We start from the raw sequence: 15,126 nt of genomic DNA, 5'->3' as shown, positions 1-15,126 counted from the left end.
GGTCGGACAACCCGCCTAGCCTACCGGCCCGCCCCCGCCCGCGAACGCCGACACGAGCCCGGCCCGGGCGCCCCCGGCGGGCCCGGCGGCGCTGACCTGCGCAGTCCCCGGGCCCCTCGGTTCGACGCGGCGGGGACGCGAACGTCACACCGGCCCGGGACGTGACGCGCATCACCCGGACGGCCCCCGGAAAGCGGGTAAGAGCCGCGCCCCGGGCGACTCTCAAGGCTGCGAGAGCTTCATCCGGCGCAGCCGCCCCAGGCGGCGCACCGGATGCGGGAAGTCGTCGTCCGGGCGTCCGCGCCCCCGGGAGGAACGCATGTCCACGGTTGTCGAGCAGATCGTCCAGGCCCGGCTGATCCTCTCCGCCCAGCGCTCGGCGCTGCTGCGGGTCACCCTGCGCTACGGCAGCGAGGACCCGCTGGCCGTCCGGATGCTCTTCCCCACCGAGTACTCCCTCGACTCCGAGACCGAGGGCGACGAGATCACCTGGGTCTTCGCCCGCCACCTGCTCGCCGAGGGCCTCGACGCCCCGGCCGGCCTCGGCGACGTCCACCTGCGCCCCACCCTCGGCCGCCGCGTCATGGTCGAACTCCGCGCCGCCGAGGGCCTCGCCCTCCTCCAGTTCGCCGCGGCCGACCTGCGGCGCTTCCTCTGGCACAGCTACGTCGCCGTCCCCGAGGGCACCGAGACCGACCACCTGGACCCGGACCGCGCCCTGGCCGAACTGCTCGGCAATGCCTGATCACGCCGAGAGCTTGCGCATCAGCCGGACCCCCTGCCCGGGCGTCATGTGCGGCAGGTACGCCTTGCCGATCGCCCGGGTGATGCTCCCGAGCGCCGCCGGGTCCGGGTACGCCATGTACATCGGCCGGTACTCCGGCTGGAACTTCGCCTTGAAGGCCAGCAGCGACCGGAACCCGTACACGGGCTCGAGCACCTTCCCCATCCAGTCCAGCATCCGCTGCAGGGCCGTCGCCGTCCCGCCCCGCTCGGCCCGGGCCAGCGGGGCGCCCGACAGGCTGAGGAACCGCGCCCCCTCCTCCTGGAAGCCGAGCGCCGCCGAGGCGATCAGGAACTCCATCACGCCCCGGAACCCGTCGCTGCGCCGCCGCATGAAGTCCAGCGTCCACCCGACCGGCTCGCCGTTCTCGTACACCGGCATCCAGCTGGTCAGCCCGTGCACCGTCCGGTCCGCGTCCACGGCGACCAGCACCCGCACCGCCGGGTCCTCCAGCTCGGCCAGCCCGCCGAGGGTGAAGCCCATCTCGGGCAGCCCCTTGTCGGCGACCCACTCCTCGGAGATCGAGCGGACCTGGTCGCGCAGCCCGAGCGGCGCCTCGGGGTAGCTCCACCACTCGGCGGTGATGCCCTGCTTGGCGGCCTTGTTGAGCGAGGTCCGGATGTCCTGCCACTTCTTGCCGGTGAAGGCGAGCTCGGCCAGCGGCACCACGGTGTCCTCCGCCACCTGCAGCGAGCGCCAGCCGAGCGCCTCGGCGGCGGCCAGCGTCCGCGGGGTGACGCTGTAGAAGCAGGGCGTCCAGCCCCGCGCGTCGCAGTACCGGGCGAACCCCGCCACCGCCCGGTCCCGGGCCTCGGGCTCGCCGAACGGGTCACCCGTGGTGAGCGCGACGGTGGCGAACACCCGGTACGCGACCGCCGCCCGGCCGCTCTCCTCGAACCAGTAGTGGTTGCCGTCCCAGGTGCTCAGGAAGGAGAGCGTCGAGCCGCCGTGCTCGGTGAGCAGCGCCCGGGCCCGGGCGGTGTCCTCGGCCTCGACGTGCACCACCGGCCGCCGGAAGGCCAGCAGCAGCGCGACCAGGGTGACCGCCCAGAAGGCCACCCCGCAGTAGATCTCCAGCGACTGCGCGGTGCCGCCCGCCGCGATCGGGTAGTCCGGCACCAGGTCGTTGTAGGCGGGCGGCAGCAGTTCGGAGGGCAGCCCGCGCAGCAGCGCCCCCAGCGTGGCGTCCGGCTCGTACTGGTCCCGCACCAGCCAGCCGATCCCGACGTACGCGCCGCAGCTCAGCACCAGCGCCGCGCCGACCACGGCGGCCAGGCGGCGCAGGTCCCGCCGGGGCAGCCGCTGGTCGAAGCGGCGCCGGGTGGCGAGCAGCAGCGCGAGCATCAGCACCGGCAGCAGCAGCGCCTCGCCGATCAGCTCGAGGAGGTAGCGGGCGCCGCCGTCGTTGGCGAAGTCGTCGTAGTTGAGCACCAGCACCCAGCAGAGCACCGCGATCCAGGCCAGCTCGGTGACGGCGGTGACCAGCCAGGCGAACCGCAGCCCGCGCCGCAGCCCCTCGCCCAGCACCAGCAGCAGCCCCGGCACCAGGGCGGCCATCAGCAGGCCCGGCGAGTGGAAGAAGCGGTGGACGGAGTGCGCGCGGGCGCAGGCCCGGGCGGACTCCTCGCAGGCGGCGCCGACCTCGTCGGCGGTGGGTACGTGCGAGTAGTAGAGGTCGCTGAAACTGGCGAACGGCCCGGCCGCGTCCGCGTACAGCGAGGCGACCAGCGGCCCCAGCGCGGTGGCGGCCAGGCACAGGGCCACCAGCACCCGGGTCTCGGTCCAGGAGACCGCCCGGGGCACCTTCAGCTCCCCGCGCCGCGGCCAGGCGGCCAGCGCCAGCCCGACGGCCACGGCCCCCACCCGGCAGACGGACTGCAGGTGGCCGACGTACAGCAGCATCACCAGCGGCACCAGCACGACCAGCAGCAGCACCCGGCGCCGCCAGAGCACGCTGAGCCGGGCGGCGACGGCCGCGGCGAGGGCGAAGACGCCGACGGTGGGCCCGACCGCGATGTGGTCCTTGATCTGGTCGGTCCACTCCAGGTCGGCGGCGATGCCGAGCCGGACGGCGGCGGTGCCGAGCAGGGTGCCGAGCACCTGGCCGATCAGCAGGGCCCCGGCGGTGAGCGGGCGGCCGAGCCGGTGCTCGCCGAGCGGGCCGAACACCAGGAGCAGCAGCGTGGTGATGAGGTACGAGCCGATCCCGGAGCACCAGAGCACCGAGGTGACCGGCGTCCACCAGTGGCCCTCCCGCAGGGTGGGGATGCCGACCCCGATCTGGTCCAGCAGGTGCACCGAGGGCCCGGCACCGAGGCTGCCGGTGGCGCCGCCGACCACCCACAGCACCACCACGAAGGCGATGGTCAGCGGGGCGGCCCGCAGCTGGGTCCACAGCGGCCTCAGCACCCGCACCCAGCGGAGCCACCCCCGCTCGGGGCGGGGGCTGGTGGGAAGGGGCTCGGTCATCGGATAATTCCCGTCTGCTGGGCGAGCCAGGTCAGGTTGTCGCCGAGGCCGGCGCGGAAGGTGTTCCAGTCGTGGCCGCCGGGCACGGTCATGAACTTCGCCTTCATCCCGGCCTTCACGGCGGCGGCGTAGACCTTCTCGGCCTGCGGCTTGTACTCGCCGTCACTCGCGCCGACCACGAAGGCGGCGGCGGTGTCGGGGAAGCGCTGCCGGGCCATCACGTGCAGCGGGTCGACGGCGTCGAAAGCCGCTTCGTCGCCGCCGAAGGCCGCCTGCACGGTCTCGCCGTGGCTGCCCAGGGTGGGCTCCTCCTGGCCGGAGATGTCCAGGAAGGAGCCGTAGACCTGGGGTGCGTTGACGGCCAGCTGGAGCGAGCAGGTGCCGCCGAGCGAGAGGCCGCCGATGGAGCGGGCGGTGCGGCCGGTGGCGGCCTGCAGGTTGGCGGTGATCCAGTCGGGTACGTCCTGGGCGAGATAGGTCTGCGCCTGGGCGATCTTGGAGTTCATGCAGAGGCTGTTGCCCCAGATCGAGCCGGTCTGGTCGGCCACCACGACGATCGGGGCCAGCCCCTGGTGGGCGGCGGCGAAGGCGTCCAGCTGCTCGGGCAGCGAGCCGGAGTTGATCCAGTCGGCGGGCGAGCCGGGCTGGCCGGCCATCAGGACCAGGACGGGCAGCAGCGGCCGGGGGTCGGCTTGGTAGGCGGGCGGCAGGTAGACGTACGCGTCGCGGGCCTGGAAGCCGGACTTCACGCCGGGGATCGGCGAGGTGGAGACGGTGCCCTTGGCGGGCAGGTTCGCGGGCTTCTTCCAGACCTCGGCGAGCACCTTCCCCGGCGGCGTGGTCACCACGGCCGAGGCCCGGCCGGTGCTCAGCTTGCCGGTCTTCTCCAGCCAGGGGGCGAGCAGCACCCGCAGGGTCGGGTACTGGTCGTAGAAGCGGTTCACCTGCGAGGCGGACATCAGCAGCACCAGGGCCGCGCACAGCAGGGTGGTGCCCCGGCGGCGCCAGGACTGCCTCCGCAGCCGGAAGGCCGCCAGGACCAGGCCGAGGATGCCCAGGCCGATCCAGAAGGTCACCTTGTGCGGCAGCCCGTCGGGCCAGGGCTGCCACCAGTCGTCCACGGTGAACTGCAGCAGGGTGGTCAGCACGGCCGTCAGCAGCAGGGCCAGCGGCAGCCGCACCAGCCACCAGCGCGGGGAGCGGGAGACGGCCAGCGCCAGCAGGGCGGCGAAGCCGAGGACCAGCACGAGGGTCGGGATCACGCCCTCGGTCAGTGACCAGTCCAGCGGGTTCCACCCCGCGAGCTGCCGGTTCATCGGTGTCTCCTCCACAGCTCGTCAGGCCGGTACGCCGCGCACCAGGTGGGCGAAGACCACGACGTTGCCGTCGTAGCCCTCCTGCGCGCTGTAGCCCCCGCCGCAGGTGATCAGCCGCAGCTGGGAGCCCCGCCCGGGGCCGTACACCTTCTGGTCCGGGAAGTCCTTCTTCGGGTAGACCTCCACCGCGTCCACCACGAACCAGGAGGTGCCGTGGTCCGCCCCGGCCACCTCCAGCTGGTCGCCCCGGCGCAGGCTGCCGAGGCCGTAGAAGACGGCGGGCCCGTCCCGGGTGTCGACGTGGCCGGCCAGCACCGAGGTGCCGCGCTGACCGGGGGTCACCCCGCCGCGGTACCAGCCGGCCAGGTTGCGGTCGGTGTCGGCGGGCGGCTCCAGCCGGCCGTCGGCGTCGAGGCCGAGACCGGTGACGGGGGCGTCGACGCCCAGCCGGGGGATCCGGATCCTGGTCGGCACCGCGCGATCCCGCGGCGGGGCGTAGACCTGCGAGCCGACCGCGCCGAGCGCCTGGTCCGCGCCGGGCAGCGGCGGCAGCCGGCCGCCGCTCAGCAGCCAGGCCCCGGCGACCAGCGCGGCCCCGGCCGCGATCGTCCCCGGCCAGAGGCTCCTGCCCGCCCGGTGCTTCCCACTCTCCACTCACGTCAGTAGACCCACCGCGACGGGGAGCGGCACCTCCGGCTACCCCGAACGGGTCGGGCGGGCCCGGCGCAGGTGAGGCCTGGTCAGGAAGCCCTCGGCCAGGGCGCCCGCCACCGCCACGGCCGGCAGCTCGGAGGGCTTCTCGTACAGCAGGAAGCGCGGCTCCCAGACCGGCTGGTACCTGGCGTTGGCCCGGTAGAGGGACTCCAGCTGCCACCAGCGGGAGAGGAAGCGCAGCACCGAGCGCAGCAGCCGCAGCACCGGGCCGGCCCCGATCCGGGCGCCCTGCTCGAAGACGTACCGGAACATCGCGAAGTTCAGCGAGACCCGGGCGACCTCGAGTTCGCCCGCCCCGGCCCGCAGCAGCAGCTCGGTGACCAGGTACTCCACCAGGCCGTTGTCGGACTCCCGGTCACGGCGCATCAGGTCCAGCGAGAGGCCGTGCGCGCCCCAGGGCACGAAGCTGAGCAGCGCGCAGGTGCGGTCGTGCTCGTCCCGGCACTCCAGCATCAGGCAGTCGCCGTCGGCCGGGTCGCCCAGGCGGCCGAGCGCCATCGAGAAGCCGCGCTCGGTGCGGCCGTGCCGCCAGGCGTCGGCGAGAGTGGCCAGCTCGGCCAGCTCCTGCGCCGGGATGTCCCGGTGGCGGCGCGCCACCGCGCGGTAGCCGGCCTCGTGGACCCGGCGGTGGGTCTGCCGCAGGGTGCGCATCGCACGGCCCTCCAAGGTGAAGCCGGCGGGCTCCACCACCGCTTCGCCGCCGAGCTCGAGGGCCCGCAGCCCGACCCGCCGGTACGCCTGGCCGCCCCGCTCCCCCGCGCCGGTGACGGCCGGCACCCAGCCGTGCTGGCGGGCCTGCTCGCGCCAGCGCTCGATCGCCTGCGGCCAGGCCTCCGGATCGCCCAGCGGGTCGCCCGAGGCCAGCGAGACGCCGTTCACCACCCGGTGCAGCACGGCCGCCTTGCCGCTCGGCGAGAAGACCGCCGACTTGTCGCGGCGCAGCGCGAAGTACCCCAGCGAGTCACGGCCGCCGTGCCGGGCCAGGAGCTCCCGCAGCCGCTGCTCGTCCTCGGGGCTCTGCTGCTCGGCCGCCCGCACCGAGCGGAAGAAGACCCGCAGGGTGATCAGCATCAGCGCGGCGCCGAGCCCGTTGATCGTCAGGTCCACCCAGCTGGGCAGGTCCAGGTCCGAGTACTCGATGACGCCCGACTGGGTGACCAGCCGGAGCCCGACGTACTCCGCCGCGTCGCCCCAGCCGGGCACGTAACCGGCGTGGGTGGCCCGGACCAGGGCCGCGCAGAAGGCCACCACCGCCGCACCGCCGACCACCAGGACGGTCAGGCCCAGCACGACGTTGCCGCGCCCGCCGCGGGCGTGGAAGGCCGGGCGGCCGAGCAGCAGGGCGGCGAGCAGGCTCAGGGTGAGGCCGGCGGAGACCCAGTTGAAGGGGTGCGCCCTGTCCTCCGGGAGGGTGAGCAGGGCGGCCAGGAAGAGCGCACCGTAGCCGCCGGTCACCACGGTGGCGACGATCCAGGCCGGCCGCTTGCGCCGACGCACCATCACGGCGAGCAGGCCGGTGAACAGCGCGGCGGTGAAGCCCGAGGTCACCAGGACCGGGGTGAAGTACTCCCCGCTGTTCCTGCGCTGCACCTCCTGGCGGAACGGCTCGATCAGCCCGGTCACCAGGTTGAGCAGCGTGGCGATCCGCAGGTACCACTCGGCGGCGCCGGCGCACCGGCCACGCCAGGCGGGCAGCGGGGGCGGGACGTACGGCTCCCAGACCTCCGGCTCGGGCGGCGGCACGGTGGAGACGTCGGGGGTGCCGGCGATCGCGTCGTAGACGGCCGTCTTGGCCACGACCAGGCGGCGGTGGATCCGGGCCTCCCGGCGCTCGGCCCGGGCCAGCCGTTTGGGGCGGGAGCGGTAGCGCCAGCGGGCCCAGGGGCTGCGCGGGCGGGCCAGGCGGATCGCGCCGACGGCGGCCAGCGGCCAGAGCATCACCCCGAGCACGCCGGTCCAGAGCTTGCCCTTGACCAGGCAGACCATCACCAGCGCGAGCACCAGGCCGGCCACCGTCAGCTGGCCCGCCGTCAGGCCGCCCTGGAAGCCGCCGAAGGGCAGCTCGCCGAGCAGCAGCAGGGCGATCAGCGCGGCGGTGAGGATCACCGCGTCCACCGACTTGCGGCCCTGCTCCTTCCAGTACACGTCCTCCAGGTGCAGCACCAGGGCGAACTCGTCGAGCACCAGCCCGGCGCCGATCCCGAAGCCGAGCCCCAGCCAGTCGCGCAGCGGCCCGCCGTCCCCCCGGACGGCGAAGGCTCCCACCCCGCCGAGCAGCATCAGCACCTGCCCGAAGACCACGTGGTGGATGTGCAGGCCGCCGGGCGTGACGTTGCCGGGCCACCAGCTGGTGCCCCGGCGGATCATCCGGACGCTGAACCGGATGAACAGGAACGCCCCGATCAGCCCGACCAGCAGCAGGAACAGCGGCTGCCGCCCGGTGTCGGCGATCCGCTCCCGGTACGCGTCAAGGACTGCCTGCCACATCGCCGGTCACTCCTCGGGACGGACTCTGGGCACCGACGCTACCTCAGCAAGATCCACCGGCACGGGAGCGCCGCTACTCCGATCGGCGGTGCGTGCGGCGCGTCCCGGTACTCGGTCGAACATCCGGGCCCGTCCAGCCGGACTGTTCGTCAACTCCGTGCCATGCTCGGTAACTCATCCTCGGTAATTCATCTGATGAGCGGCCCGCCGGTGGGCCGTCGGCCGCACGACCAGAGGTGGACGTGACCATGGACGCACTCTCCCGCAGGACTCTGCTCACCGCCGGGGCCGCCACCGCCGCCACCCTCGCGGCCGGCTGCGGCTCGGCCAGGAGCAGTGAGGGCGAGCAGGCGGCCCCCAGCGCCGCGGCCGCCCCACCCGCCCACCCGGCGAGCCCGAGCCCCGCCCCCAAGCCGCCCGCCACCCTGATCGGCGACGGCTCCACCTCCGACACCGGCCCGCAGCCCGGCCAGCCGAAGGCCGTACCCCTCAAGGCGGGCGAGCGGCCGCCGCAGTTCGTGGTCTTCTCCTGGGACGGCGCGGGCGAGCTCGACAACAAGCTCTTCACCCGGTTCCGCCAGCTCGCCAAGGACCACAAGGCCTCGATGACCTTCTTCCTCAGCGGCATCTACACCCTGCCCGAGGGCAAGAAGGACCTCTACCACCCGCCGCAGCACAAGATCGGCGCCAGCGACATCGGCTACCTGAGCGACCAGCACATCCACGACACCCTGCAGCAGATCGGCGCCGCCTGGCTGGAGGGCCACGAGATCGGCACCCACTTCAACGGCCACTTCTGCGGCGCCAACGGCGGCGGCCGGTGGTCCCCCGAGGAGTGGGACAGCGAGATCGAGCAGGCCATGGGCTTCGTCATGAACTGGAAGACCAACACCGGCTTCACCGACCTGCCCGCCCTGCCCTTCGACTACCGCAAGGAGCTGATCGGCGGCCGCACCCCCTGCCTGGAGGGCCAGCGCGGGCTGCTCCCGACGGCGGCCGCGCGCGGCTGGAAGTACGACAGCAGCGGCCCGGGCGGGCTGCAGGTCTGGCCGCAGAAGTTCCAGGGCGGCGCCCTGTGGGACTTCCCGCTGCAGTCCATCCCCTTCCCCGGGCACAGCTTCCAGGTGCTCTCGATGGACTACAACATCATGTACAACCAGTCCGGCAACAACACCAAGGGCGACCCTGGCATGCACGGCGCCTGGCAGACCCAGGCCCGCGACTCCCTGCTGGCCGGCTTCGACCGGGCGTACAACTCCAACCGGGCGCCGTACTACATCGGCAACCACTTCGAGCAGTGGAACAACGGCATCTACATGAACGCCGTCGAGGCCGCGCTCACCACCATCGCCTCCCACCCCGACGTCCGGCTGGTCTCCTTCCGCCAGCTGGTCCAGTGGCTGGAGGCGCAGGACCCGGCGGTGCTGCGCAAGCTGCAGACCCTCAACCCGGGCGAGGCCCCCACCGGCGGGTGGGAGACCTTCCTGGGTGCTCCTGCGGTTGCTCCGGCTCCTAAGGCTTCGTCCTGACCGCGAGCACCGCCCCGGCCAGCGCCACGCCCGTCATCACCATGAAGATCACCGCGAACGCCGCCGCGGGCACCGCCCCACCGCCCGCGGCGGCGGCCGCCGAGCCGCCGCCGAGCGCGGCGAACAGCACGCCCGCCAGGCCGATCAGCAGCACGTTGCCCAGCGCGTCGCTCATCTGCAGCGAGGCCGAGTTGGCCCCGGCGTCCTCGGGCGCGGAGAGCTTCATCATCAGCACCGAGATGCTCGCCACCGCGAGCCCCATCCCGATCCCGCCGACCGCCCAGAACACCGCGGCCACCCAGACCGGAGCACCCGGCACCAGCACCAGCGCCGCCCCGGCGATCGCCACCGCCGTCAGCACGAAGCCCAGCCGGATCAGCGCCTCCCGGTGCTTCTCCGCCCCCGGGCGGCCCTGCAGCCAGGAGCCCAGCGCCCAGGAGAGCCCGCCGCTGGTCAGCGTCAGCCCGGCCATCGTCGGCGAGAGCCCGCGCTGGGTCACCATCATCAGCGGGATGAACGCCTCGGCCGCGAAGAACGCCCCGGCCGCCACCCCGCGCAACAGGATCACCGTCGGCAGCCCGCGCGCCGCCCGCAGTGTGCCGGGCGGCAGCAGCTTCACCACGGCCGGGAACAGCAGCGCCGCCCCGGCGGCCGCGGGCACGACCGCGAGCAGGTCCAGCCGCTGACCGGCGTACTGCAGCAGCCCCGCACCGAGCGCCGCCATCGCCGCGCGGGCGGTGCGCCGCCGGTCGATCTCCGCGCCCAGCCCGCTCGGCTGCTTCTTCTCCGCCCGGCGCAGCGCCGGGCCCATCACGGCCAGCGGCAGCAGGATCAGCACCGGAACGGCGAGGAAGACCCAGCGCCAGCCGAGGTGCTGGGTCACGGCGCCGGAGATCACCGGCCCGAGGATCGAGGGCAGCACCCAGGCCGCCGAGAAGGCCGCGAACACCGACGGCCGCAGCCGCTCGGGGAAGGCCCGCCCGACCACCACGTACAGCGCCACGATCACCAGCCCGCCGCCGAGCCCCTGGATCGCCCGCCCGGCCACGAACAGCCACATGTTCACCGCCGTGCCGGCCACCACCAGCCCGGCCCCGAACACCGCGATCCCGCTGAACAGCGGCGCCATCGGCCCGCGCCGGTCGCACCACTGCCCCGACACCACCAGCGCGAACAGCGTGCTGGTGAAGTACCCCGAGAACGCGAAGGCGTACAGCCCGAACCCGTCCAGCTGCCGGGCCGCCACCGGCATCGCCGTGTTCACCGCCGTGGCCTCGAAGGCCAGCAGCAGCACCACCGAGACGATCCCGAGCGTCAGCGCCCGGTACGGACCGCTGAGCACGCCCCCCTCCTCGGGTATGCCAGGGGTGGCGGGACGGTCGACCGAGGTGGGGGAGGCTGTGGACATGCCTCTCATGGTAAGTCCCGACCGCTTCTATGACTCCTGACCTGCGGGCTGATCCTGCCCTACCCCGCAGGTCCTGGTCCTGTTCCTCGCTCAGTGCAGCGCCTTGAGGCCCACCACGCCCGAGACGATCAGCAGCAGGCAGGCGATCCGGGCCGTCGTCACGGCGTCCCCCATCGCCGCCATCCCGTAGACCGCCGTACCGATCGCACCGATCCCGACCCACACCGCGTAGCCCGTCCCCAGCGGGATGCTCTTCATGGCGTACGCCAGCCCGCCCATGCTCAGCACCAGCGCCACCGCGAACACCAGGCTCGGCACCAGCCGCGAGAACCCCTTGGACGACTCCAGCGCGACCGCCCACACCGTCTCCAGCAGACCGGCGACCACGAGCACGACCCAGGCCATGACGACAACCTCCGCAGCAGCGACCGGTGTGACCGCCTGCTGCCGCCACTACCGGGATCCCACTGCGCCGTCTTGTCGTGCCGGGTACGACGCGCTCGTCCGGAGATGGCCTGATCCGGCCACCTGTCTCCGACCGTAGCACACCGTGAAACACAGAATTCATGAAAGAACATTGACGGGCCCGGTGGTGATTCGCCTATGATGAATTCACCGGAACAGCGAGAGACGGAAGAGGTGGAACATGAACAGCACGACGACGGCCCGCATCGCACGCCGCAGCTGTCCCACCCCCGCTCGCTGTTGTCGCGGCTGACGCCCCCGCCGCACTCCCCCTGCCCGGCCGTGTGCCCGAGTGGTTTAGGGAACCGTCTGCAAAACGGTTTACACGGGTTCGATTCCCGTCATGGCCTCCATTCATGTCGAATTCCCGACCTGCGCCGGTCGGGAATTCGGCATTCCCTTTTCCTTCTGTCGGTCATCAAAAAAGGCCTGGCCGCCTCGCTTGCGCGAGGCGGCCAGGCCTTTCTGCTCTTCTGGCTACTCGATCACCGGCGGGTTGGCCCCGCCGGTACGCCAGGTGTCCTCGTCCTCGACCAGGTAGTCCGGGCGGTTGCCCTTCGTCCCCTTCTTCTTGTTCGCCGCGCCGTGGCCGCCGGCCATGCCGTGCTGACCGTTGGCACCGTTGCGGCCCTTGCCGAGGCCCGAGCCGCCCTGGGTGAACGAACCCCGGCCCGTGCCGCCCTTGGCGCCACCGACCGTGCCGCCCGCCCGCTTGGTCAGACCGCTGCTCTTGCCGCCGGCGCCCTTGGCACCACCGGCACCGCCGCCCATGCCACCGGGGGCGTGCATCCCGCCGGCACCGGTCGCACCGGTCTTGCCCGCACCCGCACCAGCGCCACCGGCCCCGGCCGCACCGGCCGCACCGCCGACCCGGCCACCAGCACCGGCCCCACCGGTACCACCACCGGCACCGAGCCCGGACAGCCCGCCACCGGGCATCCCCCCGAGGCCGAGGCCACCCCCACCGAGGCCGCCACCACCCCCGAGGCCCCCGAGGCCGCCACCAGCGCCACCACCGAGGTCAAGACCACCACCCCCGAGGCCACCACCGCCCCCGAGCCCACCGATCGGCCCGGGCGACGTCACCGGCGGAGTCACCCCGTCAATCCCCAGCGTCGGCGGCGGCTGCACCCCGATCGGCGGCTGCACCGGATTGAACGGCGGCTGCACCGGCGTCCCGATCGGCGGGTGCCCGATCGGGTGCGTGACGGGCGGATGCGGCTGCCCGATCGGCGGCGGCGTAAGGATCGGCGGCCCCACGACCGGCGGATTCCCGCCCCCCGGAGGCGTCCCGCCACCGGGCGGGACGACCGGCTGGATGTGCGGGTTGTGCACCGGGGTGGGCGGACTGGGCGGCTCGCTGATCGGCGGGTTGTCGGGAGCCGGAGGGAAGCCCTTGCCCACGTCGTCTCCGCCTGTCCCTGGCGGGTCCATCAGCTTCGCTGCTTCGACGTACTGCGGGGAGAGGTTCTCCATGACAGCGATCGCGTTCTGGTGCGCGACCTCGCCGGCGGAGAGCTGGTCCTTGTTCTTCTCCAGCGCCTGCAGCCGAGGCATGCCCGCCGCCAGGTCGGCCTTGAACTGAGCGTCAGAGCGGTCGAAACCGTCAGAGACGAGCTTCCAGCCGCTGGAGAGGGTGCTCGGGTCGTGGATCTGGTCCATCGCCGACTTGGTCTGCTCCAGCGCCTTCCCCGCGTAGGCCATCGCGGAGGAGGTGTTCTGCGCGTGGGCGGAGGTGTTGAGCATGCTGACGTGGATGTCCTGGGCGCGACTGGAGAAGCCCTCCGCCGAGGCACCCTGCCAGTTCTGCATGGCGTGGGCGACAGCGCCCTTCAGGTCCTCGGCCGCCGCCTGGAGCTCCTCGTGAACAGCCTTCCAGTGATCGGCGATCTCGGTGAGCCGGCCATGGTTGGAGCTGCCGACCATGCCCTTGAGGTGGTTCAGGTTGTACTGCTCGAACTCGGTGTTCTCGGCGGCCATGTCAGACGGCCCTCCCGTTCGGCTGCTGCCGGTACATGTTGGCCCGGCCCTGCTCCTCGAGGTCCTGGTACGAGGTGGTGACGGTGTGCGTCTTGTCGCCGAAGTCGCCGATGAGCTGGTTCAGCTTGAGGCAGGTGTCGTCCAGGAACCGCTTCATGTTGTCGTGGGCCTCGAACAAGGTGCGGGCCTCGGCGAAGTCGCCACCGAAGTCACCCTGGCTGGCGACGGTGTTGTACTTCGACTTGTCTGCGGTCTGGCCGATGTTCTGCTGGAGGGTTCGCAGTCGTTTGACGACCGCCTCCAACTCGTCGGTGTTGACCTGGTATCCGTCTGACATACGGCTCTCTCCCCCTGGAGTGTCGAAACTTCCCCGTCTGGTGCTGGCTCCGGCGGGTGGCGCTGGCGGCCCGGGTGAGCGGGCGTCAGCTGGCAATCAGAGCATTCGATCGTAGCGCTTGGGCGAGCGGTGCTGACACACCCTCAGCGCTGATCGTTACCGCTCTGACCGTAAGGGTTCTGGTACGGCTGCTGGGGCGGGTAGCCCTGCGGCGGAGGCTGGTTCCCGTACTGCTGGTTCGGGTACGGCTGCTGGTACTGCCCGGGGTACTGCGGCTGCTGAGGCTGCCAGCCGGGCTGGCCGCCGTACGGCATCGGCGGCGCGGGGGGCGGCGTCTTCTTACGTCGTGCCACCACGAGGATCACGATCACCAGGACGACCAGAACGGCAAGGCCGATCCCAGCCCCAATCATCAAGCCGCTGGTCTTACTGTCCGTCGCCACCGACGACGGCGGGACGGGGTTGCTCGAGGTGGGGCCTGAAGGGACTGCACCACCAGGCGTGGCAGCAGCAGACGGAGAATCAGCCGCTGCACCACTGGGCTTGGCAAGAGGACCCTGTGCGGACCCAGCCGGGATGTCCATCGTCAGCGCTTCGTATGGCCGCACGATGCCGTAACCGTAGTGCGCGTCAGGCAGCTTGGCACCCTTCAGCGAGGCCGGAACAAGCGCAGACTTCACCAGGCGGTTGGCAACCTGTCCAGCCGTGAGGTTCGGGAACTTTGCCCGAACCAAGGCAGCCGTGGCAGAGACGAATGCGGTGGAATCCGAGGTTCCGTCAGCCATGCAGTATTGACTGCCGTCGCACGGACCAACACCAACAATGCCAACTCCCGGAGCTGCCAGCATGACCTGCGGGCCGAAGTTGGAGTTACGCCAAATGACATTGTTCTTGTCCGTCGCGCCGACCGCCAACAGGCCGGGCTCTCGAGCGGGACTCTCCAGCGAGGTGCCACTGTTCCCCGTCGAAGCCACCACAAGCACATCGTGCTGCGCCGCGTAGGAAAGGGCATCGCCGATCCTCGGATTGCTCATAGTGCCACCGACGGACATGTTGATCACCTTGGCGCCATGCTCCACAGCCCAGTGGATGTCCTCAGGCACCGCATCAGTGTTCGCAGCAGTGGACTTGTAGATCGGCAGAACCTTCGCCCCAGGCGCCAAGCCGACGACTCCCGCGCCGTCGCCGTGGCCGTGCCCGACGATGTGCCCCGCCATGGTCGTCCCGTGCCGATCAGTCGGGTGGCTGTCCAGCCCCTGACCGCTCGGGTCGTACCCCGGCAACACTGATCCGGCCAGGTCCGCCTGCGTCCCATTGACCCCGCTGTCGATGACAGCGACGATCACCCCGTCACCCTTGCTGATCTGCCAGACCTGCTCCATGTGGAAGTAATTGATCACCCACTGCGCGTCCCGCACCTGATCCGCCGAAGCAGCCGGCACCCCGGCCACCAGCAGACCCCCGACGAGCGCCGTGGCACCGAGCGCACGCACGAACCTGGTCAGCGTCATCCCTACCCCGTCACCCGTCATAGCCTGTCCGATCCGCTCCCCGTGACCGGCTCCGGTCAACGGAGCGGTCCCGGTGCGATCGTATCGCCCATCACTGCGGTGCGGGGACGCGCCCCGGACTCGCAC

The 15,126-nt window shown here is 72.1% G+C and carries 11 protein-coding genes, 1 tRNA gene and 1 riboswitch; of the genes, 3 read left to right on the top strand and 9 right to left on the bottom strand.

Features of this window, described 5'->3' with window-relative positions:
* Positions 1 to 319 precede the first annotated feature (319 nt).
* Complete coding sequence (locus tag ABT095_RS05175; protein ID WP_350527905.1) at positions 320 to 745, top strand: SsgA family sporulation/cell division regulator; 426 nt, start codon at positions 320 to 322, stop codon at positions 743 to 745.
* On the opposite strand, the gene ABT095_RS05170 is transcribed toward ABT095_RS05175, so the two are convergent.
* The 4 genes from ABT095_RS05170 to ABT095_RS05155 are packed head-to-tail and all read right to left on the bottom strand — an operon-like array spanning position 746 to position 7,770.
* Complete coding sequence (locus ABT095_RS05170) at positions 746 to 3,253, bottom strand: phosphatidylglycerol lysyltransferase domain-containing protein (RefSeq protein WP_350527904.1); 2,508 nt, start codon at positions 3,251 to 3,253, stop codon at positions 746 to 748.
* Entirely contained in the window at positions 3,250 to 4,569 is a 1,320-nt protein-coding gene (locus tag ABT095_RS05165; protein ID WP_350527903.1) for an alpha/beta hydrolase, read from the bottom strand. Before ABT095_RS05165 ends, ABT095_RS05170 begins: the two co-directional genes overlap by 4 nt.
* A 21-nt stretch (positions 4,570 to 4,590) precedes the next feature.
* Positions 4,591 to 5,223 carry a class F sortase gene (locus ABT095_RS05160; protein WP_350527902.1) on the bottom strand — a complete coding sequence of 211 codons (633 nt, stop codon included), beginning with the start codon at positions 5,221 to 5,223 and terminating at the stop codon, positions 4,591 to 4,593.
* 42 nt (positions 5,224 to 5,265) lie between these two features.
* On the bottom strand, positions 5,266 to 7,770 hold the full coding sequence (locus tag ABT095_RS05155) for a phosphatidylglycerol lysyltransferase domain-containing protein (protein WP_350527901.1): 2,505 nt from the start codon (positions 7,768 to 7,770) through the stop codon (positions 5,266 to 5,268).
* Positions 7,771 to 8,018: 248 nt separating this feature from the next.
* Here ABT095_RS05155 and ABT095_RS05150 point away from each other — a divergent pair, with 248 nt between their 5' ends.
* Complete coding sequence (locus ABT095_RS05150) at positions 8,019 to 9,299, top strand: polysaccharide deacetylase family protein (protein ID WP_350527900.1); 1,281 nt, start codon at positions 8,019 to 8,021, stop codon at positions 9,297 to 9,299.
* Here ABT095_RS05150 and ABT095_RS05145 read toward each other — a convergent pair.
* Positions 9,283 to 10,707: an MFS transporter gene (locus ABT095_RS05145; protein WP_350527899.1), complete on the bottom strand. Its 1,425-nt coding sequence runs from the start codon at positions 10,705 to 10,707 to the stop codon at positions 9,283 to 9,285. The two genes, ABT095_RS05150 and ABT095_RS05145, sit on opposite strands and share 17 nt — an antisense overlap.
* Positions 10,708 to 10,797: 90 nt before the next feature.
* A complete protein-coding gene (locus ABT095_RS05140) occupies positions 10,798 to 11,112 on the bottom strand; it encodes a DMT family transporter (protein ID WP_350527898.1) in 315 nt (104 codons plus the stop codon).
* A 61-nt stretch (positions 11,113 to 11,173) separates the two neighbouring features.
* A riboswitch (guanidine-III (ykkC-III) riboswitch) is annotated at positions 11,174 to 11,239 on the bottom strand.
* A gap of 211 nt (positions 11,240 to 11,450) precedes the next feature.
* Here ABT095_RS05140 and ABT095_RS05135 point away from each other — a divergent pair.
* Positions 11,451 to 11,525, top strand: a tRNA-Cys gene (locus ABT095_RS05135).
* Between the two features lie 124 nt (positions 11,526 to 11,649).
* Here ABT095_RS05135 and ABT095_RS05130 read toward each other — a convergent pair.
* The 3 genes from ABT095_RS05130 to ABT095_RS05120 form a co-directional block, all read right to left on the bottom strand.
* Positions 11,650 to 13,152, bottom strand: a complete 1,503-nt coding sequence (locus ABT095_RS05130) for a WXG100 family type VII secretion target (protein WP_350527897.1) — start codon at positions 13,150 to 13,152, stop codon at positions 11,650 to 11,652.
* 1 nt (position 13,153) lies between these two features.
* Positions 13,154 to 13,489, bottom strand: coding sequence for a DUF2563 family protein (locus ABT095_RS05125; RefSeq protein WP_350527896.1), 336 nt, complete (start codon positions 13,487 to 13,489; stop codon positions 13,154 to 13,156).
* Between the two features lie 143 nt (positions 13,490 to 13,632).
* On the bottom strand, positions 13,633 to 15,000 hold the full coding sequence (locus tag ABT095_RS05120; RefSeq protein ID WP_350527895.1) for a S8 family serine peptidase: 1,368 nt from the start codon (positions 14,998 to 15,000) through the stop codon (positions 13,633 to 13,635).
* Positions 15,001 to 15,126 lie beyond the last annotated feature (126 nt).

Origin of the sequence: Kitasatospora sp. NPDC002227 (assembly GCF_040296285.1) — a bacterium.
Taxonomy (GTDB): domain Bacteria; phylum Actinomycetota; class Actinomycetes; order Streptomycetales; family Streptomycetaceae; genus Kitasatospora.
The sequence above is the reverse complement of the archived record's forward strand: the minus strand, read 5'-3'. Positions and strand labels throughout refer to the sequence as shown.

Coding starts and splice junctions, on each gene's coding strand:
- ABT095_RS05170 (WP_350527904.1), bottom strand. CDS start 3,253: ATGACCGAGCCCCTTCCCACCAGCCCCCGCCCCGAGCGGGGGTGGCTC.
- ABT095_RS05155 (WP_350527901.1), bottom strand. CDS start 7,770: ATGTGGCAGGCAGTCCTTGACGCGTACCGGGAGCGGATCGCCGACACC.
- ABT095_RS05140 (WP_350527898.1), bottom strand. CDS start 11,112: ATGGCCTGGGTCGTGCTCGTGGTCGCCGGTCTGCTGGAGACGGTGTGG.
- ABT095_RS05175 (WP_350527905.1), top strand. CDS start 320: ATGTCCACGGTTGTCGAGCAGATCGTCCAGGCCCGGCTGATCCTCTCC.
- ABT095_RS05165 (WP_350527903.1), bottom strand. CDS start 4,569: ATGAACCGGCAGCTCGCGGGGTGGAACCCGCTGGACTGGTCACTGACC.
- ABT095_RS05150 (WP_350527900.1), top strand. CDS start 8,019: ATGGACGCACTCTCCCGCAGGACTCTGCTCACCGCCGGGGCCGCCACC.
- ABT095_RS05145 (WP_350527899.1), bottom strand. CDS start 10,707: ATGTCCACAGCCTCCCCCACCTCGGTCGACCGTCCCGCCACCCCTGGC.
- ABT095_RS05120 (WP_350527895.1), bottom strand. CDS start 15,000: ATGACGCTGACCAGGTTCGTGCGTGCGCTCGGTGCCACGGCGCTCGTC.
- ABT095_RS05130 (WP_350527897.1), bottom strand. CDS start 13,152: ATGGCCGCCGAGAACACCGAGTTCGAGCAGTACAACCTGAACCACCTC.
- ABT095_RS05125 (WP_350527896.1), bottom strand. CDS start 13,489: ATGTCAGACGGATACCAGGTCAACACCGACGAGTTGGAGGCGGTCGTC.